This window comes from Lactobacillus sp. HBUAS51381, assembly GCF_012641095.1.
In the GTDB taxonomy this organism is placed as follows: domain Bacteria; phylum Bacillota; class Bacilli; order Lactobacillales; family Lactobacillaceae; genus Levilactobacillus.
Genome location: NZ_JAAVSC010000020.1, coordinates 14257 through 37898 on the forward strand (window position 1 = coordinate 14257; position 23642 = coordinate 37898).

The 23642-nt window shown below is 50.3% G+C and carries 24 protein-coding genes and 1 other RNA gene; 20 read left to right on the top strand and 5 right to left on the bottom strand.

Annotated elements, in window-relative coordinates; genetic code table 11:
* The first annotated feature begins 21 nt into the window (after nucleotides 1-21).
* The 6 genes from tadA to HEQ50_RS07995 all read left to right on the top strand — a co-directional run bounded on the left by tadA (nucleotide 22) and on the right by HEQ50_RS07995 (nucleotide 3867).
* Nucleotides 22-543: a tRNA adenosine(34) deaminase TadA gene (gene tadA / locus HEQ50_RS07970; RefSeq protein ID WP_168899989.1), complete on the top strand. Its 522-nt coding sequence runs from the start codon at nucleotides 22-24 to the stop codon at nucleotides 541-543.
* Between the two features lie 53 nt (nucleotides 544-596).
* Nucleotides 597-683: signal recognition particle sRNA small type (gene ffs / locus HEQ50_RS07975), an RNA gene on the top strand.
* A gap of 205 nt (nucleotides 684-888) precedes the next feature.
* Complete coding sequence (dnaX, locus tag HEQ50_RS07980; protein ID WP_168899990.1) at nucleotides 889-2646, top strand: DNA polymerase III subunit gamma/tau; 1758 nt, start codon at nucleotides 889-891, stop codon at nucleotides 2644-2646.
* 20 nt (nucleotides 2647-2666) lie between these two features.
* Entirely contained in the window at nucleotides 2667-2984 is a 318-nt protein-coding gene (locus HEQ50_RS07985) for a YbaB/EbfC family nucleoid-associated protein (RefSeq protein WP_168899991.1), read from the top strand.
* A gap of 20 nt (nucleotides 2985-3004) precedes the next feature.
* A complete protein-coding gene (recR, locus tag HEQ50_RS07990) occupies nucleotides 3005-3604 on the top strand; it encodes a recombination mediator RecR (RefSeq protein ID WP_168899992.1) in 600 nt (199 codons plus the stop codon).
* A gap of 11 nt (nucleotides 3605-3615) precedes the next feature.
* Nucleotides 3616-3867: a YaaL family protein gene (locus HEQ50_RS07995; protein WP_168899993.1), complete on the top strand. Its 252-nt coding sequence runs from the start codon at nucleotides 3616-3618 to the stop codon at nucleotides 3865-3867.
* An 833-nt stretch (nucleotides 3868-4700) separates the two neighbouring features.
* Here the strand turns inward: HEQ50_RS07995 and HEQ50_RS08000 are convergent.
* From HEQ50_RS08000 to HEQ50_RS08015, 4 genes are read right to left on the bottom strand one after another with little or no spacing between them, the layout of a single operon-like run.
* A complete protein-coding gene (locus HEQ50_RS08000) occupies nucleotides 4701-6560 on the bottom strand; it encodes a glycosyltransferase family 39 protein (RefSeq protein ID WP_168899994.1) in 1860 nt (619 codons plus the stop codon).
* A gap of 22 nt (nucleotides 6561-6582) precedes the next feature.
* Nucleotides 6583-8424 (bottom strand): ABC transporter permease, encoded by a 1842-nt coding sequence (locus HEQ50_RS08005; RefSeq protein WP_168899995.1) that lies wholly within the window; start codon nucleotides 8422-8424, stop codon nucleotides 6583-6585.
* A 14-nt stretch (nucleotides 8425-8438) separates the two neighbouring features.
* Nucleotides 8439-10424 carry a glycosyltransferase family 2 protein gene (locus HEQ50_RS08010; protein WP_168899996.1) on the bottom strand — a complete coding sequence of 662 codons (1986 nt, stop codon included), beginning with the start codon at nucleotides 10422-10424 and terminating at the stop codon, nucleotides 8439-8441.
* Nucleotides 10417-11499 carry a bifunctional glycosyltransferase family 2/GtrA family protein gene (locus HEQ50_RS08015; RefSeq protein WP_168899997.1) on the bottom strand — a complete coding sequence of 361 codons (1083 nt, stop codon included), beginning with the start codon at nucleotides 11497-11499 and terminating at the stop codon, nucleotides 10417-10419. Before HEQ50_RS08015 ends, HEQ50_RS08010 begins: the two co-directional genes overlap by 8 nt.
* A gap of 776 nt (nucleotides 11500-12275) precedes the next feature.
* On the opposite strand from HEQ50_RS08015, the gene tmk reads away from it, so the two are divergent.
* The 14 genes from tmk to HEQ50_RS08085 all read left to right on the top strand — a co-directional run bounded on the left by tmk (nucleotide 12276) and on the right by HEQ50_RS08085 (nucleotide 23141).
* On the top strand, nucleotides 12276-12920 hold the full coding sequence (gene tmk, locus HEQ50_RS08020) for a dTMP kinase (protein ID WP_211089272.1): 645 nt from the start codon (nucleotides 12276-12278) through the stop codon (nucleotides 12918-12920).
* 25 nt (nucleotides 12921-12945) lie between these two features.
* Nucleotides 12946-13275: a cyclic-di-AMP receptor gene (locus tag HEQ50_RS08025; RefSeq protein WP_168899998.1), complete on the top strand. Its 330-nt coding sequence runs from the start codon at nucleotides 12946-12948 to the stop codon at nucleotides 13273-13275.
* Nucleotides 13276-13284: 9 nt separating this feature from the next.
* A complete protein-coding gene (holB, locus tag HEQ50_RS08030) occupies nucleotides 13285-14301 on the top strand; it encodes a DNA polymerase III subunit delta' (protein ID WP_168899999.1) in 1017 nt (338 codons plus the stop codon).
* Nucleotides 14302-14327: 26 nt separating this feature from the next.
* On the top strand, nucleotides 14328-14666 hold the full coding sequence (locus HEQ50_RS08035) for a DNA replication initiation control protein YabA (RefSeq protein ID WP_168900000.1): 339 nt from the start codon (nucleotides 14328-14330) through the stop codon (nucleotides 14664-14666).
* A gap of 16 nt (nucleotides 14667-14682) precedes the next feature.
* Complete coding sequence (rsmI, locus tag HEQ50_RS08040) at nucleotides 14683-15564, top strand: 16S rRNA (cytidine(1402)-2'-O)-methyltransferase (RefSeq protein WP_168900001.1); 882 nt, start codon at nucleotides 14683-14685, stop codon at nucleotides 15562-15564.
* A gap of 5 nt (nucleotides 15565-15569) precedes the next feature.
* The gene (locus HEQ50_RS08045; protein WP_168900002.1) at nucleotides 15570-16313 is read left to right on the top strand and encodes an acyl-[acyl-carrier-protein] thioesterase; all 744 of its coding nucleotides are present in this window, start codon (nucleotides 15570-15572) and stop codon (nucleotides 16311-16313) included.
* Between the two features lie 228 nt (nucleotides 16314-16541).
* Nucleotides 16542-17264: a tRNA (adenosine(37)-N6)-threonylcarbamoyltransferase complex dimerization subunit type 1 TsaB gene (tsaB, locus tag HEQ50_RS08050; RefSeq protein WP_168900003.1), complete on the top strand. Its 723-nt coding sequence runs from the start codon at nucleotides 16542-16544 to the stop codon at nucleotides 17262-17264.
* Entirely contained in the window at nucleotides 17248-17868 is a 621-nt protein-coding gene (rimI, locus tag HEQ50_RS08055; RefSeq protein ID WP_168900004.1) for a ribosomal protein S18-alanine N-acetyltransferase, read from the top strand. Before tsaB ends, rimI begins: the two co-directional genes overlap by 17 nt.
* A gap of 59 nt (nucleotides 17869-17927) precedes the next feature.
* Nucleotides 17928-18971 carry a tRNA (adenosine(37)-N6)-threonylcarbamoyltransferase complex transferase subunit TsaD gene (tsaD, locus tag HEQ50_RS08060; RefSeq protein ID WP_168900005.1) on the top strand — a complete coding sequence of 348 codons (1044 nt, stop codon included), beginning with the start codon at nucleotides 17928-17930 and terminating at the stop codon, nucleotides 18969-18971.
* Between the two features lie 272 nt (nucleotides 18972-19243).
* Nucleotides 19244-20110 (top strand): LysR family transcriptional regulator, encoded by an 867-nt coding sequence (locus tag HEQ50_RS08065; RefSeq protein ID WP_168900006.1) that lies wholly within the window; start codon nucleotides 19244-19246, stop codon nucleotides 20108-20110.
* 208 nt (nucleotides 20111-20318) lie between these two features.
* Nucleotides 20319-20663 carry a hypothetical protein gene (locus HEQ50_RS08070; protein ID WP_168900007.1) on the top strand — a complete coding sequence of 115 codons (345 nt, stop codon included), beginning with the start codon at nucleotides 20319-20321 and terminating at the stop codon, nucleotides 20661-20663.
* Between the two features lie 14 nt (nucleotides 20664-20677).
* Nucleotides 20678-21535 (top strand): aldo/keto reductase, encoded by an 858-nt coding sequence (locus HEQ50_RS08075; protein ID WP_168900008.1) that lies wholly within the window; start codon nucleotides 20678-20680, stop codon nucleotides 21533-21535.
* 12 nt (nucleotides 21536-21547) lie between these two features.
* Nucleotides 21548-22411: an aldo/keto reductase gene (locus tag HEQ50_RS08080; RefSeq protein ID WP_305066825.1), complete on the top strand. Its 864-nt coding sequence runs from the start codon at nucleotides 21548-21550 to the stop codon at nucleotides 22409-22411.
* A gap of 76 nt (nucleotides 22412-22487) precedes the next feature.
* Complete coding sequence (locus HEQ50_RS08085) at nucleotides 22488-23141, top strand: nitroreductase (RefSeq protein WP_168900010.1); 654 nt, start codon at nucleotides 22488-22490, stop codon at nucleotides 23139-23141.
* Nucleotides 23142-23247: 106 nt separating this feature from the next.
* Here HEQ50_RS08085 and HEQ50_RS08090 read toward each other — a convergent pair whose 3' ends face one another.
* On the bottom strand, nucleotides 23248-23508 hold the full coding sequence (locus HEQ50_RS08090) for a hypothetical protein (RefSeq protein ID WP_168900011.1): 261 nt from the start codon (nucleotides 23506-23508) through the stop codon (nucleotides 23248-23250).
* Nucleotides 23509-23642 lie beyond the last annotated feature (134 nt).

Here is a 23642-nt window from a genome sequence, read left to right on the forward strand (position 1 = left end):
GATTAAGAAGGGAGGGGTTCGATGCGTGACACTTCCTATTCACCGCTACAGCGACATTACATGACAGAAGCCCTGTTTGAGGCCGACCAAGCCGGTCTGATCGGTGAGGTGCCGATTGGTGCGGTCATTGTGCACGATGGCCAGATTGTGGGGCGCGGGCATAATTTAAGAGAACACGCCAACGATGCGACGTTACATGCCGAAGTTCGGGCGATCGAAGAGGCCTGTGCGACGCTCAAGAGTTGGCGGTTGGAGGACTGTCAGCTCTACGTGACGATTGAACCCTGCCTGATGTGCAGTGGGGCCATTATCAATGCACGAATTCCGGAAGTCTTCTACGGCGCCAGAGACCCCAAGGCCGGCGCCGTGGATAGCCTGTATCAGACGTTGACCGATACGCGGTTGAATCACACGGTGACCGTCCACGAGGGCTTGATGGCCAAGGATGCCGGTGAGCGCATGGTGGCTTTCTTCAAGGCCGCACGGCAACGGCAGAAGGCGGCCAAGAAAGCGCGTAAGGCGAAAAAGGCGGGCCAAAATTAACCAACGGCTAGACAGGCCCTGCGAATCATGATACACTAGTCATTGCCGTTAAGGCCTTGAAGCAAGGGCGGACTTACGAACTGTGTCAGGTCCGGAAGGAAGCAGCACTAAGTTTGTGTCGCTTTGTGCTTCAAGTTTATGAGTAATTAACCAACTCTCAGTCGTTGACTGGGAGTTTTTTCGTCCACCGAATTTTTCCGAAATGGGTCGGCTGGCTGGCCGCACGCCGTTGGAGATTAATTTCCCCTAAAACCGGTTGAACAATCCGTGACAGATGGTAGGGAAAAAGGCTATAATTATGAACAGCGAATTTAACAGGAATTATAGAAGAAAGGAACGGATTGCATGGCTTATCAAGCACTCTATCGGGTCTGGCGCCCACAGCGTTTCGATGACATGATCGGGCAAGAAGTGATTACCCGAACGTTGAAGAATGCCATCACGACCAATCAAATTAGTCACGCGTACCTCTTTGCGGGGCCCCGGGGAACCGGGAAGACTTCGGCCGCTAAGATCTTTGCCAAGGCAATCAACTGTCATCACCAGGTTGACGGTGAACCTTGTAACGAATGTGAGACCTGTAAGGCCATCACGGCGGGCACGTTGAACGACGTGATTGAAATCGATGCGGCCTCCAATAACGGGGTCGAAGAGATTCGCGATATTCGTGATAAGGTGAAATATGCGCCCACGGTGGCCGACTACAAGGTCTACATCATTGATGAAGTGCACATGCTGTCGACGGGGGCCTTCAACGCCCTACTGAAGACGTTGGAGGAACCGCCGGCTAACGTGATCTTTATTCTCGCCACGACGGAGCCACACAAGATTCCCGCCACGATTATCTCGCGGACCCAACGCTTTGATTTCAAACGCATTGCGGCCAACGATAGCTACGACCGGATGATCTACATTCTGAAACAAAAGAACGTTACCTACGATGATCAGGCCGTTAAGGTGATTGCCAAGGCCGCCGAGGGCGGGATGCGGGATGCCCTGAGCATTCTGGATCAGGCCCTGTCCTTTGGCGATAACGAGATCACGTTGGACAACGCGCTACTGGTGACCGGGAGCGTGACGCACGAGCTGTTAGCGACCTATATCGCGCAGGTTCTGGCCGGTGACACCAAGGCCGCCTTGGCAAGCCTACAGTCCGTCTTAGAGGCGGGTAAGGATGCCGAGCGGTTTACCGAGGATATCATCGGTTATTCACGCGACCTCTTACTCTATCAACAGGCTCCTCAGATGGTGGAGGAAGCCGAGATGGGCAGTGTGAGCGCGGACTTTCAGGCGTTGGCCAAACAGACGCCGGCGCAGACCATGTACGCCATGATTAATGAATTAAATGCCATCCAGCAACAGATGCGCTTCACCACTCATCCCGATGTTTATTTGGAAATCTTGACCATTAAATTGGCCGAGATTGGCCGGCAGAAGGGTTCGGCGCCAGTCGCTACGGCCAGTGCGCCTGCCCCTGATGCGGCTGCGCCAGCGCCAACACAAGCGGCTGGTTCGGCTGAGGTCAGTGAACTACAGCACGAGATTGACCAATTGCGCTCGGCCGTTAAGCAACTGGAGCAAGCACCCGCACAGACGACGGCTGCTCCGGCTAAGGCGAAGCCACGGGTCACCAAGTCGCCGGCGGCCAAGGAAGTCAACTTGGCCAAGATTTATCCGGTACTGGGTTCGGCGACCCGAGAAAAATTGAATCAACTCCAGGAAGTCTGGCCGGACCTGCTCAATAGCCTGACCGTGACACAACGGGCAGTCATGAAGGTCTCTCAGCCCGTGGCGGCCGCCAATTCCGGGGTTATTGTGGCTTTTGACTATTCATTTCTGTACCAGCGGGCGACGACGGACCATGAGCTGACCGATGCCTTGGAAAACGGTCTCGATCGGATGATTGGTTCGGCCCTACCGGTAGTCTTTGTGCCGAAGGATGAGTGGCCGGTGATTCGTAAGAACTATCTGACCGCCCACAAGGACGAGCTACAGGCGACTGGCGACAGTGTAGCGGAACCGGCCAAACCAGCGGCCAATCCGGTGGTCACTAAAGCCGAAGCATTATTTGGTAAAAACATTGTTGACGTTAAACAAGATTAAACCTTGAAAGGATGATTACGATGCGGAACATGGGAAATATGGGGAACATGATGAAACAGATGCGCCAGATGCAAAAGAAAATGGAAGAGGACCAAGCGAATTTAAACGCCCAATCCTTTACCGGGACCTCACCGGACGACTTGGTACACGCCACCTTTACCGGTGACCGGAAGATGACCGATCTGACTATCAAGCTGGAAGCCATCGATCCCGACGATCCTGACATGCTGGCCGACCTGGTCTTGGCCGCCGTTAACGATGCGTTAACCAAGGTTGACCAGACCACGAAGCAGTCGTTAGGGAAGTACACCCAAGGGATGAATATTCCTGGAATGTAAGGCAGAAAGGACGTTGTGACATGCAGTATCCAGAACCCATTGCGCAGTTGATTGACAGTTACATGAAGCTGCCGGGCATCGGGCAAAAGTCGGCAACCCGGCTGGCCTTCTTTACCATTGATATGGCGGACGATGATGTCACGGCGTTTTCCAAGGCGTTGGTCTCGGCCAAACGCGACCTGCACTATTGCTCAATCTGTGGGAACATCACCGAAAGTGACCCGTGTGCCATCTGTGCGGACAAGACCCGCGATCAGAGCCACGTCTTGGTGGTGGAGCAGGCCAAGGACATCATGGTGATGGAAAAAATGAAGGAATATCATGGCCTGTATCACGTTCTCCACGGAGTTATGTCACCGATTGAAGGCAAGGGCCCGGAAGACTTGAACATTACCAGTCTGATCAATCGGTTACAGAAGAATCCCGAGATGAAGGAAGTTATCATTGCCACCAACGCCACCCCTGAGGGCGAGGCCACGGCGATGTACTTGTCCCGGTTAATCAAGCCGGCGGGCATCAAGGTGACGCGTTTAGCGCACGGCCTGTCCGTGGGAAGTGACATCGAATACGCTGACGAAATGACGCTGTTTAAGGCCGTTGAAGGCCGAACGGAAATGTAGGGGGCATTCATATGTTTGGACGAAAGAAACGGCAGTTACCCCGGTTAAAGGCGGCCTACGATGAGCAGCTGTTACTGGCCATCGATGACGCTAAGGACCGGTGGGATCACGCCAAGCAGACGGAAGAAGCCATTGCCGATGCCGACAATGAAATGACGGCCAATACCGCGCTGGCACGGCAGACGTATCTGTTTCTCTACCGCGAAGCGCGCCGTCGTCAGGTTAAAGGCAAGCACATTTCGGCGGCGGTGTTTAGGGACTAGTTGGTGCTTGACACATTAGTTAGAAATTCGAAAAATCCCAATATCAGTGCAATCAGCACTGGTATTGGGATTTTTGAGTTGGCTTACTAAAGGTTGAAAGTTCACGAACATGCTCCAGTCCCCAGCTGGTAAGGCTTATCGCCATTAAATTAGTCATCAACAACCACCTGCGGCTGCCAGAGATTCCGGCGCTGTGGGGACCGCCTGCGGCCTGAGAAGCGGTCCTCCGGCTCGGTTTGAAGCCTGACGAAACCCGTCAGGCTCCAAACACTTCCCGCGCTGTAAGCTGTTGCACAGCTAACACCGCTGTCACGGCTACCTACATCTCTGGCTGCCTCCGGTTACGGTGGTTGAAAACTATTAAACGTGCGGGGACATCGCTGGAGTAACAGCGTTTTCCCCATGTTAATTGGGTACATCTCATGTAGCCGTGAGTGAGTCAAATTTGGTCTCAGCCGTTGACAAGAGTGTGCCCACAGGCGGTTAACTGGTGAGCATTAACGCTGATAGGCGGATAATCCTGCCTTTGGATTATTTGTCTATCAGTGTTAAGCGGAACCAGTTGCCTGTTGGCGCACGTTTCGGCTATGTCGATGACAAGACGACAGCGGGCTGACGGCTCAAAGCGAGGGAAAAGACAGCTCTTTGGCTTTTCCCGATCCTTCCCACAGCGATCCAGACCAAATTTGGCGAACGGTAAGGCGGCCAGCACGCGACTATCATCTTATAATGGTTATTATCCTTGTCACACCAGGAATCTTAGCTATTTTCTATCTTTCAACCCTGAGTTGGATTAGAGTTTCGACCAGGGCCCGCCCGAGACTAGACAATGGTTACTTGACTTTAGCCGTTGCTGGGACGCGTGATAGGTGGTCACGGTGGACCTGATAGAAGCCGGTATCAATGGATTGGTGATAGAACTTCTTCATGCCCCGGGTGAAGGATTTGTCACGCTTGGGAATCGCCACGTATTCGTACTGCTGCAGATTCTTACGGAAAGCGGCGCGATGTTTGCTAAAAGTTGCCTGTCCCGTCGCGTTATTCGTGAAGAAGTAGTAATTGGCCAGATATCCTGCGTAATAGGTCGTTACTTCGACCTGACTGGGATCCACAATCAGTACTTTCGTATCGTTTAGCTGCGTCCAAGGCTGAGCGATTTTAGTCAGTTTGACGGGAACCGTGTTGCGGTTGTAATTATTGGTAAAGTTGGTCCCATTAATCTCGGAATACATCATGATTACCGCGAAAAACATGACGAGAAATGTTGCCAATTGATACCCGTTTTTCGTCCACAGATTTTTAAAATTCCGAGGAGTTCGCTCGGCAAAATCTTGTTCGTAAAAGACCTCGTCGATGACGCGGACTAAAGTGATTGCACCGATAAATAGGTTTAAAACGACTGTGGTAGACATGTAGCGTTCAAAGCCATCTAACGTGATGGCTTCATCGTAAGGCATCGATAAGACGTACATGCCGAGTAAGCTGAAGTAATAGAGCAGTGAGATGAGATCTAACCACCCCAGAAGCTTGAGTAAGATATTGGGACGATGACACACATATTTAACAATGGCCCAGCCCCCAATCAGCAGGAGGTTAAGGACAATAAAGCCCTGAGTAGACAAGGATCCCCAGCTGAAAATCTGTTTGAGAAACTGCTGACCGATCGCTATGAAACCGTGAAGGCCATCGTGTGATAACTGTTGCGAATAGGCTTGTGCATTAATTTCATGTTTGGAAACGGTGAAGGTCATCTTGACGTGAATTTCCCACCAAATGAAGGGCAGTGCCCCTAGTAAAAGGGCGCCTAGCCAAATGCCCAACGTTTTTAAGGTGTACTTGACCCAATGCCCGTGCGATGAACGCTGAAAGAGCATATAGAGATAATAGACGGCAATGATGACGACAAAGAAGGCCGCCGAATTCTTGACGAGTAGTAGCGTCCCACTAAATAACGCCACGTGCGCTAGCTGTATGCGGGGCTGGTGCCGGTAAACAAATATTCCGACTAACGCGGCTACCGTTAGAATAGCCAGGACGTAATCGACCAATAAATTGTTTAACCGGATGTTGATATTAAAGACATAAGAGATGGCAATCGTCAGGCACAACAGCAGTGAGTTTAGCCCACGTGTACGATCGCGTAAAGTTGCGAAAACGGCGTAACTGGCGGCCCAAATCAAAGCAAATTGGGCGACCAACATGGCCCCCGAACTGAAGCCAACAAAGGTCACGAATTGCGTGATAAATAGGGCCGTTGCCGGAGGATATGACGTGAATGAGATAATGGTATCACTCGCACCTGGCAAGTGTCCCGTGTAGGTCATGAATTTAACTATCGTGGCCCAATGGGAAAAGTTATCGTAGTGGATCAGGGGACTACGGAAGAGGACCAGCGCCATCACGAGACCTAAGAAAATCATCCAAAAGTCGAAGAAATGTAAACCTTCGTAGTGAAAGGCAACCTTGCCCAAATAACCCAGGATAAGTCGCGTCATCAGCAAAACGACGCCTAAGCTCGTGACGACCCAGATACCGACTCTAAGCCACCCGACCATTGCGAAGACATACAGAAACATAATTTGCACTAAGATACCGGTGATCCAAGTCAGATAGGGATTAATGTGAAGCCAGCGCATGGTACTGCTGTAGCCAATCAAAGATAGTGCAAAGAAAATGAGGCCAATGAATGCCAAGAGGGCACCTCCATTTGGTGAATTAATGAATCCGTTTTAGACCGTGATCCGTGACTTTGAAGAAACCAGTCACCACGTGTTGGTGATAAACCTTCTCGGTGAGTACGGTGAAGGTCCGGTGGGTTTCGGGAATAGCCACGTAATCGAATTGTTCGACCGCGGCCTTGAAGGCCTTGGGCGTCATCATAAAATTCTCTTGCCCAACGGCTTGGTCGGTGAAGAAGTAATAGCGACCGACGTAGCCAGCGTAGTAATCATTGACATCAACGACTTCGGGATCGACGATGAGCACTTTTTGATGGTTAAGGTGGGTCCAAGGTTTGGCGATGCGACTCATTTGTAGCGGCAACGTATTGTGATTCATCTTATTCGTAAAGTTGGTCCCGGTAATTTCGGAATACATCATCGTGATGGCAAAAAAGCCGACGACTAGCGTTGAGACTTGGTAAATATTCTTGGAGGCCGCACTTTTAAAGGACTGGGTATCGCGTTTTTGAAAGTTTTGCTCAAATTGTAAACGATCCAGTACCCGAACCAGGGCGATGGCGCCGATGAACAAGTTGAGAATGACCATACTCCCCATGTACCGTTCAAAACCATCTAAGACAATGGCTTCCGCGTAAGGCATTGAGAGAATGTACATGCCAAATAGACTGCCGTAGTAAGCGATAAAGATAACGTCCAGTAGAACGGCCATGCCCAAAAGATTATTGCGTTGGTGGGCGCGTAACCGCGCGTAAAGCCACACGCCAATGAGGACGACGTTGATGAGGATAATGCCCTTAGTCGACAGCGAATTTAGACTGAGAATCTGACCGATGAACTTGTGTGCAATTTTGAAGAGTTCCTGGTGGCTTTCACCGCTAAGTTGCTTGGTATACGCTTGGGCACTGATTTGATGCTTCGAGATGGTAAAGGTGTGTTTAACGTGCCACTCCCACCACAGGAAGGGCAAAATACCCACGCCAATGGTGATGACGAAGCGAATGGGAACGGTGAGTAACCGACGATACCAGTGATGGTCGTCGTTCGTGATTAAAGCGTAAAGAAAGTAGCCACCCATCATCACCACGAAGAAAGTGGCCGAATTCTTGACCAGCATGAGTGCACCGATAAAAATAGCGGTATGGACACAAAGCACGGTTGGCTTCTTGCGATAAACAAAGATTCCCACTAGTCCAGCTACCGCGATAATCGGCAGGACGTAATCGACCAGTAGATTGTTGAGCCGGATCGCCACGTTGAAGACGAACGAAATCGCCAACGTGAAGCACAGGGCAAAACTCATCAACGCGCGTGACCGATCACGTAAACCAGCAAAAATGGCGTAACTGGCTGCCCAAATTAAGATGAATTGGGCGACCAACATGGTGCCGTCGCTAAAGCCGGTCCAGTGGACGAATTGGGTAATGTAGAGCGCCGTGGCGGGCGGATACGACGTGAATGAAATTAACTTATCCGCCGCGCCGGGCAGGTGACCGGTAAACGTCATGAATTTAACCATGACGGCCCAGTGGGAGAAGTTGTCGTAGTGGACGAGGGGACTTTTGAGGAGAGTCTGTCCCATCGCAAGTCCCAAACCAATCATCCAGAAGTCAAAGAGGTGGATTCCTTCGAATCTCAGACGCCCCTTGTGCCAAAAGCTCAGGATAAACCAGAAGACGAGTAGGGCGATACCCAGGTAGGTCACGACTTGGATGCCGAGATTGAGCAGGCCAGTCATGGCAAAAACATAGAGCATTAAGATTTGAACCAGCATGGCCGTAATCCAGGCTAGGTAGGGGCTGATGCCCAACCGACGCAGTGTGCCATCATAGCCTAATAGGCCTAATAGGTAAATAAAAAGTCCGATCCAAGCGTTCATGATAAGGGTTCCTCCTAAAACCGATTAAAGCGCCGACTTAGGTTTCGTTCGTAAGTGCGTGCGCGTACGATCAAGTTCATGTAAAGTTCGTCAAATGGCGTGACCCAAGTGTCCTGAACACTTGGCAAGGTCTTGTTCGCACCATCGTAAATGAGTTGTAAATAATGATCACGATTTTCGTCGGGGGCCACCTGAACTTGGACACTGTAGATTGTCGTCTCATCCCGATGACTGATCCGGGCAATTTTGCCGGTGAGTTGAACGTCAAACTCACCGTGTTTAATCGTTAGTTGGACATCATCATCCTCGGCAATATCGTCCACGGGACCATCCGTAGTCGTGAACGCCACGCCACCCTCGGAGACATCTTCGGTCATCATCGGATGCCATTGGCCATCGTCACCCTGTACTCGGCCGGGAACCCGGCGGATAAACCGTTCGTTCTTCCGATAAACGGGACGCCCTAGCGAGATAAAGAGGCACATGCTCAAATTAATAAAGTGCATGAGGAGCCAGAAAGTGATGACACTCCCGACCAGAATTTCAGACCCGTATTTGCCGTAGTTGAACTTAATGATGGCCACCACGGTAATCGTCCACAAAATCAGGTAGGGCAAGATGTACAGCTTGTCTTTAAGCGAGTAGGTCACGTTCTTAGAGGTCACCTTGAATTTCTTAGCTTTAATCCCCAAGGTTTCGAGAATGACCGGGATGAACAGGTAGGGAGCAAAGAAGGTTTCTTGAACTTCCCCCCAACGTTCATTCCGGATCTTGGCCTTATCGCCCATGCCGGAGGTGTCTCCCATGACGTAGTGCAAGAGAAAATAACCGGGCGCCCAGACGATCATGAGAATCCAAAAATTGGCGTTGACGACTTGAATTTTAAACAGGGCGTAGAGAATTGGCGCAATCATATAGATCATGCGACGGAAGAACGCCCACCAATAGAAGTAGGTATTGATCAGAATCACGCGGTTCATCAGTGACAGATGGGGATTGGTGAAGATGTGCAGGTTTCGACAGCTCTGCATCACCCCACGGGCCCACCGTGTCCGTTGCTTGATGACCCCCTTCATATCAATTGGCGTAATGCCACTGGATTGCGGAATCTTGGTCGCTAAACTGATGTAACCGGCCATGTTGAGCATCGTCCCGAGTTCAAAGTCCTCGGTGATGGTGTCAGTCGGAAAGCCGCCGACTTCATCAACGGCCTTACGCAGGAAAACGGCGTTAGAACCGGTAAAGAGGGCCCGTTTATTGCCACCATTCAGCACGTTAATGTCGCGTGAAAAGAAGTCCTGCTCGTTGGGGATGATTTTCTCTGAAAAAAGATTGAATTGAAAAATATCCGCATTATAAAAACTCTGCGGGGTTTGGACAAATCCCAAGGGTTCCGTATGGTCGGGATCGTCAATGAGTTGCTGGAAATTTTCGGTAAACAGCGGCACCGTATTTCGTAGAAACCCAGAGAAGGGAATCATATCCGTATCAAAGATAACGAATAGGGGAGAATGCAGTTTAGCCAATGTGTGATTGATATTTCCAGACTTAGCCTGCTTGTTGCCTTCCATGCCGGAATAACCAACGTGGTAGTGTTCCGCTAAAGCCTTGACTTCTGGTCGATTGCCATCATCGGCAATGACCACGTGGACTTTACTTTTATCGGGGTAGTCAATATAGGTGGCTGCATTAACGGTCTTGCGCAGCAGATCAACTTCCTCGTTGTGGGTGACGATGATGAGGTCAACGTCTGGCAGCGGCTGGGTTGTACTGTAGTCCGGCATCTCTAAGTTCCACTTTTTCTTGGTCGACAGCATTCGGAAGAAGATCAGAATAAAGCCAGTCGTGTTCGATAGAATTTCACTAATAACCAGTAATAACGCAAAAATCAGGACGAAGATATTGGCATGCCAGGGAATCGTAAAGAATATCCGCCACAATAAGTAAATGACGGATAACACAATGGCTAGGAAATAGAGTGCGCGACGCCGGTTAGACATGTTGAGGACCTTCTTTAAAGATAAAGTCACGTTGAATTTGGTAGCTGATCACGAAGAGGATAAAGTCGACAATCATTTTAGCTAGGGTGGGCATGACTTGCCCATCGGTGGCTGGAAGTAGGGTGGTCAGTAAGTCCGTAAAGAATCCGGAAGCCAACATTTGCGCGACAAATAAACACCCGTATTTAATGAGGGTTTGATGCCCGGCATGGTTGAACACCACCCGATGATTAATAGAGTAGTTAACAATGGAGGACAAGACCCGTGAGACCACGGTCGCTACGAGAATACTGTTTAAAATATGATTCCCGATAAAGAATAAGACCAGGTAGAAGAGGCTGATGTCGAGCAAAAAAGAAATGAGGCCACTCGCTGCGAACTTAAAAAAGCGGGAGTAAATCGCAATGGAATCACGAATGACCCGAAAATGTGAGGAGGCATTTCCTTCCAAATAGATGGTTGGAATGGGTTGTTCAACAATCTTGACCGCATATTTTTTGGCTTGAAGGAGCATGTCGAATTCAAATTCGAAGCGGTCACCGGGGAAATGAATGAGGGCTTCCGTATAAGTGGTAGGAATGACGCGCAGTCCGGTCTGCGTATCGGAAATATTTTGGTGCGTTAAGATCCGGACCAGTCCGCTGGTCAGTAGATTCCCAAATTGACTACGGAAGGGAATGTCGTTGGTAAAATGTCGAACGCCAATGACCAATTGCTGGGGGTCTTGTGCGAATTTGTCCAGACAACTTTGAAGGGCCGCTACGGTATGTTGCCCGTCCGAGTCCATCGTGGCGACGCCGTCCAGGTTGGGTAACTGGTCCTTAACGTAAGTAAAGGCGGTCTTGAGCGCGGCGCCTTTGCCGCGATTCGTGGCGTGGTGCAGAATGACCAAGTCCGGATAAAGATCGCCAAGTTGGCGGAAGATGGGTTGGTGAGCGGGATCACTGCCATCATCTACAATAATCATTTTTTCAATTAGGGGGGTCAGTTCCGGTTCTGTGGTGAGCTGCTTGATTAACTTGAGCAACTGGTTATCGGGATTGAGTGCGGGAATAATGACGCCGATGCTTAACATAAATGTTTCCTCGTTTTCTTGTTTTGCAGGATACTGATGGTCTTTTTTATTTATCCCAGTGTTTATTAAACGTACTATATTACTGTATGTAAATAATATAAATATGATATTATATTGTACCATTCATATATAGATGGGTAAACACTTTAAAAAGTAGATTTAACCAATCTGTCGCATCGCAAATGGAACTGCTACGAGTCTTACAAAGGATTGGTCGACGTTGCTGAATTTACCCAAGGATTATGCCTAGTTTGAAGTGGAACCGTGAGTGTTTCAGATAAGTCTTTCACGTTAAGATTGGTGAGTGTGAGTGAAAGAGAATTAATCCGTGGTTAAACGGTCAGCCTTCAGGATTATAAATTTTTAAGACGTGTAAGAACGCTACGGGTTAGTGTCGCCATCGTTCTTGCATAGATTATGCATGGTCTGCATAATCTATTTTAAGCTAATAAGGATGAATATGCACGGACCTTAGAATTTCCTAATTTACAAGATAATCAAAGCATTAGGTTAGTCACCTCTGGTTGTCTCCGGTTATAAAAGTTGAAGATTATGGAATGACCGGGAGTGTTACTTGACGGTCAGCGTCCATCCGTAATAACGACCTTACGTTCCGCGTAGCTATAGTTACGTCAAATTTGGCGAATGTTAAGGCGATCATCACCAGTTGTCATCTCATTGAAACGGACAACCGGTGCCAAAATCGAGCGATGCAAATAGACATCAATTCTGAATTCAAGTACAATGTATGTATTCAATCAAAAATGGGGTCGAGTATGTTGTCAGGAACGTTTATTAGTTTTGAAGGGCCCGATGGTGCTGGCAAGACCAGTGCTCTCGCAGCGATTACGGCCGAGATTCAACCGGTGTTAGGCGATCGGTTAACGATTACGCGGGAACCGGGGGGCAACCCGATTTCCGAAAGTATCCGGTCTATTATTTTAGACCGGGCGAATACGGCGATGGACTATCGAACCGAAGCCCTACTGTATGCGGCGGCGCGGCGGCAACATCTGGCAGAAACGATCTTGCCAGCGCTGGCGGCCGATCAGTTGGTGCTGTGTGACCGGTATGTCGACAGTTCCATTGCGTATCAGGGTGCTGGGCGTCAGATTGGGGAGGCCGCCGTGGCCGAGATGAACACCTTCGCCACGGATGGCTTGCTTCCCGAACTCACGGTGTACTTCGACGTTCCCGCCGAGGTTGGTTTGCGGCGAATTCAAGCCCATCGACAGGCCGATCAAGTCGATCGGCTCGATGTTGAGCAGGAAGCCTTTCACGACCGCGTTCGTGCGGCTTACCTGCGGCTACAACAGGCCCATCCTGAACGGATCAAATTAATCGATGCCACGCAAGCCCCAGAACAAGTGGTGGCTGAAGCGTTGGCGTTGATCAAGCAAACAGCAAAGCGTTACTTTTAAACCGGCATTTGAGGGAGGAACAGCAATGAAATTACTAATCGCGATTGTCCAAGATAAGGACGCGAATCGGCTGAGTAATGAGTTTATTGACCAGAACATTCGCGCCACGCGGTTGTCAACGACGGGGGGCTTCTTGAAGTCCGGTAACACCACGTTTATGATTGGGGTGGAAGAAGAACGGGTTGATGAGGTTTTGAACATGATTAAGGAAGCCAGCCACACCCGACAACAGTTCATGACACCACCTGTTAATCTGGACGCACAACTGGACAATACGTCGTCTTATCCGGTCGAAGTTCAGGTCGGTGGCGCGACGGTCTTCGTCCTACCCGTCGATCAGTTCCATCAGTTTTAGGAGGCCCGCATGACCGAAGAATCTCTCGTGGCAACGACGCAGCGCTTGCAGCCGCAGTTGTTACACCATTTTATGACGCTGATCACCGAGAACCGGCTGGCCCACGCCTACCTGTTTAATGGGGCGGACGGCACCGGACGGCAACAGTTGGCGCAGGTCATTGCCATGCGGTTATTTTGCCAAAATGTCACGGCGGACGGCCTGCCATGTGGTCAGTGCTCGGAGTGTCAGCGGATCATGGCGGGCGACCATCCGGATGTGGTGACGGTCATTCCCGATGGCCAACGCATTAAGGTCGATCAGGTCCGGTATCTAAAGTCCGAATTCACCAAGAGCGCCGTTGAGGGGAATCAAAAGATCTTCATTGTCGATCAGGTGGAGCGGATGACCACGGGGGCCGCTAACAGCCTATTGAAGTTCATCGAAGAACCGGTCGGCAACACGGTGGCCTTACTTCTGACGGCCAATAAGAATCTGATTCTGCCCACGATTCTCTCCCGGACCCAGATTGTGGATTTCCTGCGGGTTGCGCCCAGTGCCCTCGCCGATGCGTTGGCGGCGGCCGGTATTGCGCCCAGTCAGCGCCACCTCTTGGCGACGTTGACGGAGAGTGTTCAGGCGGCCAAGGCGTTGACGGCCGAGGACTGGTTAAAGAACGCCCAGACCAACGTGGGTCAGTGGTTCGCGGCGGCCTGTGCGGGTGATGAACGGGCCTTTGTTCGCGTTCAGACGGAACTATTGCCGTTGGGGACCAATCGCGACCTTCAGGGGACCGTCCTCGATATGGTGGTTCAGGTTTGGCACGACGTCTTGCGCCAGCAAAATGCCACGGTGCCGACCGATCAATTGGCCTTTCCCCAGGTGGCCAAAACAAGCGGCGAGATGGCCCAGCGCTTGAGCATTGAACAGCTGGTCGCCATCATGACGCTGACGCTAGAGACCCGCAGTCAGTTAGCCGGCAACATGAACTTTCAGGGCATCTTAGAGGCCTTGACCTTACAGATTTTAACGCAGATTTCGCGCTGACCAGTCAGCATTGGAGGGGTGGCAACTTGGAAAAACAGGAAGTATACGATCAATTTAAACAGCTCGAGAGCCAATTACAAGACGTGCTCGCCCAATTCACTGACTTACAGGGCGAGATGACCCAAGTCTTTGAGCAGAATGCCGAGTTAGAGATTGAGAATCAACATCTGCGGGACTTACTGCGGGAATTACAACGCAACCTGCCCGAAGATCCGGAGACGCCGCAGGGCTTGTCCAAGTCGCGGCAAATTTTGGAAAAGTTATACGAAGAGGGCTTCCACGTTTGCCGTGAGTTCTACGGGACACGTCGTAAGCAGGACGAGGAATGTGCCTTTTGTCTAGAAGTTATCTATCGTGATCAGTAGGAGGTCCGCACCACACATGGAACGTCAACGTAGTTTTCAAACCGCCGACAGCGGTCATTTATACCTGGTGCCCACACCGATCGGAAATCTCGACGACATGACCTTTCGCGCCGTCAAGACGCTAAAGGACGCTGATCTGATTGCCGCCGAAGACACGCGAAATACCCAGAAACTCTTAAATCATTTTGAAATTGACACGAAACAAATTAGTTTTCATGAGCACAATACGCAGGAGCGGATCCCCCAATTAGTGGCGAAACTCCAGCAGGGGATGCAGATTGCGCAGGTTAGTGATGCGGGGATGCCGTCCATTTCGGATCCCGGTCATGAACTGGTTAATGCCTGTATTGCCGCGCACATTCCGGTGGTGCCGTTGCCCGGGGCGAACGCCGGCTTGACGGCGCTGATTGCCTCGGGACTCGTGCCGCAACCCTTTTACTTCTATGGTTTCTTAGACCGCAAGCCCAAGGATCAACGCTCAGAGATCGATGAACTGGCACAACGGCCGGAGACCTTGATCTTTTATGAGGCGCCCCATCGCTTGAAGAAGACCCTGAAGAACCTCGCGGATGGCATGGGGGCCGATCGACCGGCCGTCTTATGCCGCGAGTTGACGAAACGCTACGAGGAATTTCTACGCGGTAGTCTGGGTGAGCTGGCCGAATGGGCGGCCACGGATACGGTTCGGGGCGAGTTTGTGGTGCTGGTGGAGGGCAATCCCCATCCCACGACCACGGCGACGACGGCGGTCGATCTGAGTGAACCCATCGAGACACAGGTGGATCGCTTGATTGCGGCTGGCGATAAGCCCAACGCGGCCATCAAGGAAGTGGCCAATCTTCGCGGCCTAAAGAAACAGGATGTTTACCGAACTTACCACCATTTAGATGAGGAGTGACCCGTGTGGCCCAAAACGAATTTAGTGAACCCCACCGGGTCGTCTACTACGAAGTCGACGATACCGGTCATCTCACCTTAGCCATGTTGATTAACTTGCTCGTTTTGGTCTCTGAGGACCAAAACGCCGCCTTAAAGCTAACGCCCGCGTACATTCACAGCCTTGGAGTTGGCTGGGTCGTCACGCAGTATCACCTGCAAGTGAACCGGTTGCCAAAGATTGGTGACCAAGTGACCCTTAAGACACGGGCAACCGCCTTCAACAAGTATTTCGCCTATCGCGAGTACTGGTTGTTGGATGCCCAAGGTGAGCAGTTGGTCTACGGCGAGGGAATCTGGGTGACGATGAGCTATGCCACCCGGAAGATTGCCACGATTCCACCGGCCATCATGGCACCGTATGGCACCGAACCGGTGAAACGCTTGCCGCGGTTGCCACGACCAGAACATGGGGAGATGACGGCGACCAGTCGGATGAAACCGTACACGGTCCGGTATTTCGACATTGATGAGAATGGTCACGTTAACAACGCCCACTATTTTGACTGGATGCTGGATACCTTGCCCGCTGACTGGTTGCGTCATCATCAGGTCGTGGACGTCCGAATCCGTTTCGAAAACGAAGTGAAGTACGGCCACCAGGTGACCAGTGAAGTGGTGCACAGCGCGGCCATGACCACCCAACATACGATTAAATTGGGCGCTACCACGGCGGTCTTAGCCACGGTAACGTGGCAGGAGCGATCGTAAGTCATACACCTCGCGTGAAGAAAATGATTAATTTTGATAAAGACAGGCAGAGAAGATGTTGCCAGTCGTTCTTTGTGGTAACATAGGACACTGATATGAACAGTGCACGAAGAGAAGTAAGTAACCGGGTACCGGGAAAAGCGGTGGGCCGTTAAACCAGCCGCCGCTTTTGCCATCTCCTGGTACCGGCTGTGGTCACCATACACATGAAGGGGAACCCAAGCAAATATGAAGATTTTAGCAATTGACACATCGAACCGTCCGCTTAGCGTCGCCGTCTTGGATGGGACAACCGTCTTGGCGGCCATTACGGTCACGGTTCATCAGAAACACGCGGAATACCTACTCCCAGAGATTGAACGGCTCCTGGCGATGGCCGATTTACAACCAACCGATTTGGATCGGGTGGTGGTAGCGGCCGGTCCGGGATCTTACACGGGCATTCGGATTGCCGTAACGACGGCGAAGACGTTGGCGGCAACCTTGGATATTGACTTAGTGGCCGTCTCGAGTTTGGCGACCTTGGCCGCTAACGTGCCGGTCGAGGGTGCCTTGGTGGCCCCCATGTTTGATGCCCGAAACCAGAATGTTTTTGCGGGCCTGTACCGCATTAAACAGGGCGTTCCGACCGCGGAAATTGCGGACACACACACTGACGTGACGGCTTTTCTGACGGCGGTTGGTGAATACGGTGAGCCCGTGTGGTTCCTAGGGGATGCCGATCATTTCCGTGACCTGATTGGGACCACGGTCTCAGCGGCCACGCCGGCGGTCAGCCCCTGGTTGAACTTGCCCCAGGTCGCAACGATTGGTTTGTTAGGTCAGAAGATGACGCCGGTCAGTGACGTTGATCGGTTTGTGCCCAACTATTTACGGTTGACACAGGCGGAGGCTGAATGGCGTGCGAAGAACCCAGAAGAGGATACCGGATCATATGTTGAAAAAATTTAAAAGTTGGTATAAAAATATATTTGGTAGTCGGCGTGAGGTTGTGCGCGAAGAGACCATGGATGTGAAGAATCATCGGGTTGACATCCATGACGTGACCTACTTTGTGGCTAAGGCCCTATTCACCGATATTCCAGAAATGATCGAGATTGAGCGTGCCGTGTATGCCGGTCAGGCGCCGTGGGATTCGACGGCGTTTGCCAACGAGTTGCGGCGGGAAAAGGATCGGCTGTACCTGGTTATCCGTAAGAACGATAAGCTGTTGGCATTTATCGGCAGCACCTTTGACGAACGGACGCGCGATGCCCACATCACCAATATTGCGGTGTTGCCGGACTATCAGGGTAAGGGATTGGGCCGGTTCCTGCTAGGGATCATGATCCGCAAGGCGCGGAAGTTGAACTACAAGACGGTTAGCTTGGAAGTTCGGATCTCAAACAAGAACGCCCAGCGCCTTTACCGCGATCTTCAATTTGAACAGACCGGGATTAAACGGGGCTATTATTTTGGTGACCACGAAGATGCGGTCGACATGGCCTTGTTCCTGAATGAAAATGAAAACGTGGCCCAGGATGGCGTTGAGCCGGAGACGCGTGAACAGAATTAAGCAAGTCATTGGCGGGCTGGCACTTGGCCACCCGTTTTTTGCGTGAGTGATGAAGAGGAGTGAGTCCAACGGAAAAGCGAAATTTGATTTTAGCATTTGAATCGAGTTGTGATGAGACCAGTGTGGCCGTCATCGAGGACGGCCACAAGATTCTGTCGAACATTGTGGCGACGCAGATTAAGAGTCATCAACGGTTTGGTGGCGTGGTACCCGAAGTGGCCAGTCGCCACCATATTGAAGAGGTCACGTTGTGCATCAAGGATGCCTTAGCCGAGGCTGGGGTCGGATACGATGACCTCGATGCCGTGGCCGTGACGTACGGTCCCGGACTGGTCGGCGCCCTATTAATTGGCGTCACGGCGGCCAAGACGGTGGCCTTTGCCCACAACTTACCCTTGATTCCCGTGAACCACATGGCCGGTCACATCTATGCGGCCCGTTACGTGGAACCCATCGAATTTCCAGCCTTAGCCCTATTGGTTTCCGGCGGCCATACCGAATTGGTCTACATGCCCGCCGAGAACCAATTTGAAATCATCGGTGAGACCCGTGACGATGCCGCCGGTGAGGCCTACGACAAGGTTGGCCGGGTGATGGGCGTGAACTATCCCGCCGGTAAGACGGTCGATGAGTGGGCCCACCAAGGGAAGGATACGTTTAACTTTCCACGGGCCATGGAGAAGGACGACAATTTCGACTTTAGCTTCAGTGGATTGAAGAGTGCCTTCATCAATACGACGCACCACGCCGATCAGATCGGCGAGACCCTGAGCAAGCAAGACCTGGCGGCGAGCTTCCAACAGGCCGTGGTCGATGTCTTGGCCGAAAAGACGCAGCGCGCCCTGGCCGATTACCCGGTTAAGCAACTGATCTTGGCCGGTGGCGTGGCCGCTAATCGGGGACTGCGTGAACGGTTGGAACGCGACCTCAGTAGTAATCCCACCACGCACTTGGTCAAGGCACCGTTGAAGCTGTGTGGCGATAACGCCGCCATGATCGGCGCCTTTGCCTACGTGGCCTTTAAGCACGGGGTGTTTGCGGATGCCACGTTGAATGCCGACCCAAGTCTGGAATTTGACTGGGCGGCGGATTCGGCCAAATAAAGAGGCGATTCCAACTGGTCGCTTATGGGCATACGGTTCAATCTAGTTTAAAGCGAAAGATGGTCTCGTCCCGAAAATGGGATGAGGCCATCTTTATTTTGAGGTAAATCATGAGCAACAAAACTGGGGCACTGATAATTTGCACGTAGGGGTTATCGCCTGTGACGAAACGGCAATTAGCCATTATCCATTTCACGTGATCAGTTATTCATATTTAGTATGTCTGTGCTAGACTATAGCTATCTAATTAGGCGAAAAGGACGTGGAAATTGATGGATATTCGGGTGCTGAATTACTTTTTAATTACGGCGCGGGAAGAAAACGTGACGCGGGCGGCGGCTTTGCTTCATATGACCCAACCGACCTTGTCGCGACAATTAAAGGGATTGGAAGCAGAACTGCAAGTCGACTTGTTTCGCCGCAGTAACCATAGCATTTATCTCACTCGGGAGGGCTTGCTCTTTCGGCAGCGGGCTCAGGATATGGTTGATATTTTAGAACAGGCGCGCGATGAGCTACAAGAAAAGCAGGAACTGGCGGGAACCATTGCGATTGGTTGTAGTGAACTTCATAGTATGGCGGAAGTGGCAGAGCTAATTGATGTGTTTCAGGAACAACACCCCCAGGTCAAATTTAACTTAAGAAGCGGCAATAATGATGACATTAAAGGCTGGATTGAACAAGGCGTCTTAGATTTAGGCTTGCTCATTGAGCCAGTTGAAATTGGCAAATATGACTTTGTTCACTTAAAGAGTCAAGAGGAGTGGGGCATTCTGGCACACAAGGACTCGAAATTTGCCAGCTATGATGCCATCCGTCCCGGAGACTTGGTAGGTACGCGCGTGATTACAATTGCAGATCGCGTGGTTCAAAATGAACTGATAAACTGGTCCGGAGATTACGCGATAAAGATGAGGAATAAGGCGCGTTATAACCTGCTTTACAGTGCGGCGATGCTCGCGCAACAAAATCACGGTGTCGTCATTTGTTTAAAGCTCAATCAGACGTTTGATCACTTAGCTTTTGTGCCGTTAGAGCCAGCCTTAAAATTAGATTCGGTGTTGGCCTGGCGGGGCCAGCAACCACATTCAGCAGTGACAAAAGCGTTTATTGAATTTGTCCGACAAGCTAAAAATTAAGAGTTAATGGGTGACTGTCAAGCGAGACGGTCACCCATTTTAGATATGCGATAATTGTATTTCTATTTAAACAAAATAAGCATTTAACATATCTAAAAAATCGCGATACACTACAGTCATCGATTAGCAAGGCCATTATAATTTGATGGTTTTGCTGAACGAGAACATATTTAGCCACTGAGATAGTGGACAGAAGGCGGTGAGGTTAGTGAACAGAGACGACGTTCAAACGAAGTATCACTTGTCGAATCAACTCTTATCGGATTATGAATCATGGCGTGTGAAACAGGTTGATGGTCAAGTGGCACCGTCGACTTACACGGTGGAAGATATCGAAAAATTACGTTTGATGTTCGATCTTCAACAAATTGGATTTTCGTCGCAGGAGATTGAAGATTTTCTTAGCCTTAAGCTACAGCAACAGGTGCCGCCCGTTAAGCTAATCGCGCTGTTAACGCAACGCCGTCGGGAAAGGTTGACAACGATTCATCACTTCGAGCAACAAATTGCGAGTATTGATTATTTAAAGTTTCAACTCATGGAAAACCACTAAAGGAGATTATCAAAATGGAATTTACAACTTTAAACAATGGAATCAAAATGCCTAAGTTAGGCTTAGGCGTCTTTCGGGTAACGGATTTGGCCGAGGCCGAAGAGGCGGTTTATCAGGCAATCAAGTTGGGCTACCGGTTGATTGATACGGCCGCTGCTTATGGCAATGAACAAGCGGTAGGGAGAGCCATCAAGCGTAGTGGGGTTGATCGGTCGGAACTCTTTATCACGTCAAAACTGTGGTTGACAGACAACTCCTATGAGAGGGCCCAACGCGGTCTCGAACGGTCTTTAACTAATTTAGGCCTGGATTACTTGGACTTGTATTTAATCCATCAACCGGTAAGTGATTATTATGGCGCTTGGCGTTACTTGAGTGAAGCCTATCGTGCTGGAAAGATTCGCGCCATCGGAGTTGACAATTTTACCCAACAAAAGTTGGTTGACCTCATTAATTTCACGGACATTAAGCCAGCCGTGAACATGATTGAAGCCAATGTCTTTAACCAGCGCGAGGCGGACCAACAAGCCATGCGTGATTATGATGTGCAAATGGAAGCTTGGGCGCCATTCTCCTCGGGAAACAAGCAGGTGTTTGACTTGCCAGTGCTGACGGAGATTGCTCAGGCCCATGGTAAGTCGACGGCCCAGGTGATTCTGCGTTGGCTGATGCAACGAAACATCGTGGCCATTCCTAAGAGTGTTCACGTTAACCGAATGAAGGAAAATCTGGCTATCTTTGATTTCGAGTTACAGGCTGATGAAATGGAAAAGATCGCGACATTGAACACGGGAAATGGGTTTAATATGCCTGAGAACGCGAAGGACTTTCAAGCGATGTTGGATATGTCAAAGCAATTTTCAGTAGAATAGGAGCGAAAAATGATGGATATGACATCAACTTATACGTTAAACAATGGTTACAAGGTACCAGTAGTTGGTTTCGGTACGATTATTCCGGACGGCCAAGAGACCGTGACAGCGGTTAAAAAGGCGATTAAAAATGGCTATCGGCTGATCGATACAGCCGAAATTTACGGCAATGAAGTGAGTGTTGGTCAAGGAATTCGTGAGGCAATGGCCGAAAATAATCTCAAACGAGAAGATATTTTGGTTAGTACGAAGGCTTGGCATAGTCATCGGGGCTATCAGCAGACGTTGCAGGCTTTCAATGCTTCATTAGATAAGTTGGGCTTGGACTATGTTGATATTTATCTGATTCATTGGCCGGCTAATGCCAAGTGGCATGATGACTGGCGAGAATTAAATGCCGATACTTGGCGCGCATTAGAAGAGTTGTATCGTACTGGTAAGATCAAGGCCATTGGTGTTTCTAACTTTTTGGCGCACCATCTGAAGGCGTTAGTCGAAGATAGCGAGATTAAGCCAATGCTGAACCAGATTGAATATCACCCTGGTTTTGCCCAAACGGAAGCGGCCGAGTATGCGCAATCCCAGGATATTCAGGTCGAAGCTTGGAGCCCCTTTGGTGGACCGGACAGTAACGTCTTACAAGATGCCACGGTTAACCGGATTGCTGACAAGTATCGTAAGCAACCTTCACAAGTTATTTTGCGTTGGCTGATTCAAAAGCGCATTATTCCGCTGACCAAGTCGACTAGTGATACGCATATGCAGGCTAATTTGGATGACTTCGACTTTGCGCTAACGGCGGCTGAGATGCAAGCAATCGACGAGGCCCCGTACAGTGGTGGATTCCAGTTTGATCCGGACACCGCAAGATCATAAAGGTTTGGACTAGCATGGGCTAAAGGCACAATAGTACAGTAAAAGTAAGAAATTCACAGATTAGGAGATTGTTTGAATGGATGTCTATCAAGCTTTAAACGAACGTCATGCAACACGTTGGTTCACGGATCAGCAAATTCCCAAAGCCACGCTGGAGAAGATTATTTCGGCGGCAGAAAAGGTGCCTTCTTGGGTGAACTCACAACCCTATCAGGTCCATGTGGTCACGGGGAAGGCGCTACAAAGTATTCGCCAAGAGCATCAACACCTAGGGGATGTCGGTGAGCATGGCCATTCCGATTTACCCGTAATGGCGCGGTCTGACTGGTCATCTCAGGCACAGGACAATATGAAGGGCTGGTCCGAGGGGATTGCGAAGTCAGTTGGTTCCGATTGGCAGAAAGTCATGGGGGATGCCGCAGGTAAGCTCTATAATGCCCAGGCAATTGTCTATCTGACCTTACCTGAAGGCTACTCAGAGTGGTCACTATACGATTTGGGGGCCTTCGGTATGGCATTGATGCTAGCGGCTAAAGATGCCGGAATCGATTCCATGCCGGCCTATCAGTTCGTCAGCTTTCCAGAGGAAGTTCGGCACAATATTCAACTGGCAAACAATGAGAAGCTCATTATGGGCATTGGCTTAGGTTATCGTGCGGCAGATGCGACAGTTAACCGAATCACGTCTACGCGGTTACCTATCGATCAGATGACGACGTTTCATGACTAGCTGGCCAAAGGACTATCGCGTCATGGAATAGAGGAAAAAAAACTGTCAGTCGATTTATTTCGGACTGACAGTTTTTGTATAGGATAGGGATCTTTAAGTGGGATCCCTAATTATTTCTCAGATACCGAACCCCATGAATGACAGATTCCACCAGAAATAGGGCAAAGGCGATGATGAAATAGGTGAGGCCTAGAACCTCAAGTAGAAAAATGGGTAGGGATTCGGGCAGGAAAACTAAGATGAGTTGGAGCGTCAATACCGGCCCCGCGCCCAAGACGAACCACCTAAACCACTTGGAATAATTTTTGAATAGGGCGTTTGTTCTTGCGATGCTGGCTTGGCAATACTGCTTAAATAGCTTCTTCATTAAAAGACCTCTCCCCGTATCACGCGTATTCTCGGAGTAATCCGGACATACCACGCTAAATTGAAACGTCAATGATTCTCCCCTGAAACCATTTAGAATTATAGGCTTTGTCGGTTATTGAGACAAGGTGCTTA

What these genes read in the sequence shown, in the direction of transcription:
- HEQ50_RS08065 (WP_168900006.1), top strand. Translation starts at nt 19,244, where the DNA reads ATGGATATTCGGGTGCTGAATTACTTTTTAATTACGGCGCGGGAAGAA.
- HEQ50_RS08005 (WP_168899995.1), bottom strand. Translation starts at nt 8,424, where the DNA reads ATGAACGCTTGGATCGGACTTTTTATTTACCTATTAGGCCTATTAGGC.
- HEQ50_RS08010 (WP_168899996.1), bottom strand. Translation starts at nt 10,424, where the DNA reads ATGTCTAACCGGCGTCGCGCACTCTATTTCCTAGCCATTGTGTTATCC.
- tmk (WP_211089272.1), top strand. Translation starts at nt 12,276, where the DNA reads ATGTTGTCAGGAACGTTTATTAGTTTTGAAGGGCCCGATGGTGCTGGC.
- tsaB (WP_168900003.1), top strand. Translation starts at nt 16,542, where the DNA reads ATGAAGATTTTAGCAATTGACACATCGAACCGTCCGCTTAGCGTCGCC.
- tadA (WP_168899989.1), top strand. Translation starts at nt 22, where the DNA reads ATGCGTGACACTTCCTATTCACCGCTACAGCGACATTACATGACAGAA.
- HEQ50_RS08025 (WP_168899998.1), top strand. Translation starts at nt 12,946, where the DNA reads ATGAAATTACTAATCGCGATTGTCCAAGATAAGGACGCGAATCGGCTG.
- HEQ50_RS08085 (WP_168900010.1), top strand. Translation starts at nt 22,488, where the DNA reads ATGGATGTCTATCAAGCTTTAAACGAACGTCATGCAACACGTTGGTTC.
- recR (WP_168899992.1), top strand. Translation starts at nt 3,005, where the DNA reads ATGCAGTATCCAGAACCCATTGCGCAGTTGATTGACAGTTACATGAAG.
- rimI (WP_168900004.1), top strand. Translation starts at nt 17,248, where the DNA reads ATGTTGAAAAAATTTAAAAGTTGGTATAAAAATATATTTGGTAGTCGG.
- holB (WP_168899999.1), top strand. Translation starts at nt 13,285, where the DNA reads ATGACCGAAGAATCTCTCGTGGCAACGACGCAGCGCTTGCAGCCGCAG.
- HEQ50_RS08015 (WP_168899997.1), bottom strand. Translation starts at nt 11,499, where the DNA reads ATGTTAAGCATCGGCGTCATTATTCCCGCACTCAATCCCGATAACCAG.
- HEQ50_RS08075 (WP_168900008.1), top strand. Translation starts at nt 20,678, where the DNA reads ATGGAATTTACAACTTTAAACAATGGAATCAAAATGCCTAAGTTAGGC.
- dnaX (WP_168899990.1), top strand. Translation starts at nt 889, where the DNA reads ATGGCTTATCAAGCACTCTATCGGGTCTGGCGCCCACAGCGTTTCGAT.
- HEQ50_RS08090 (WP_168900011.1), bottom strand. Translation starts at nt 23,508, where the DNA reads ATGAAGAAGCTATTTAAGCAGTATTGCCAAGCCAGCATCGCAAGAACA.
- HEQ50_RS08080 (WP_305066825.1), top strand. Translation starts at nt 21,548, where the DNA reads ATGGATATGACATCAACTTATACGTTAAACAATGGTTACAAGGTACCA.
- HEQ50_RS07985 (WP_168899991.1), top strand. Translation starts at nt 2,667, where the DNA reads ATGCGGAACATGGGAAATATGGGGAACATGATGAAACAGATGCGCCAG.
- rsmI (WP_168900001.1), top strand. Translation starts at nt 14,683, where the DNA reads ATGGAACGTCAACGTAGTTTTCAAACCGCCGACAGCGGTCATTTATAC.
- HEQ50_RS07995 (WP_168899993.1), top strand. Translation starts at nt 3,616, where the DNA reads ATGTTTGGACGAAAGAAACGGCAGTTACCCCGGTTAAAGGCGGCCTAC.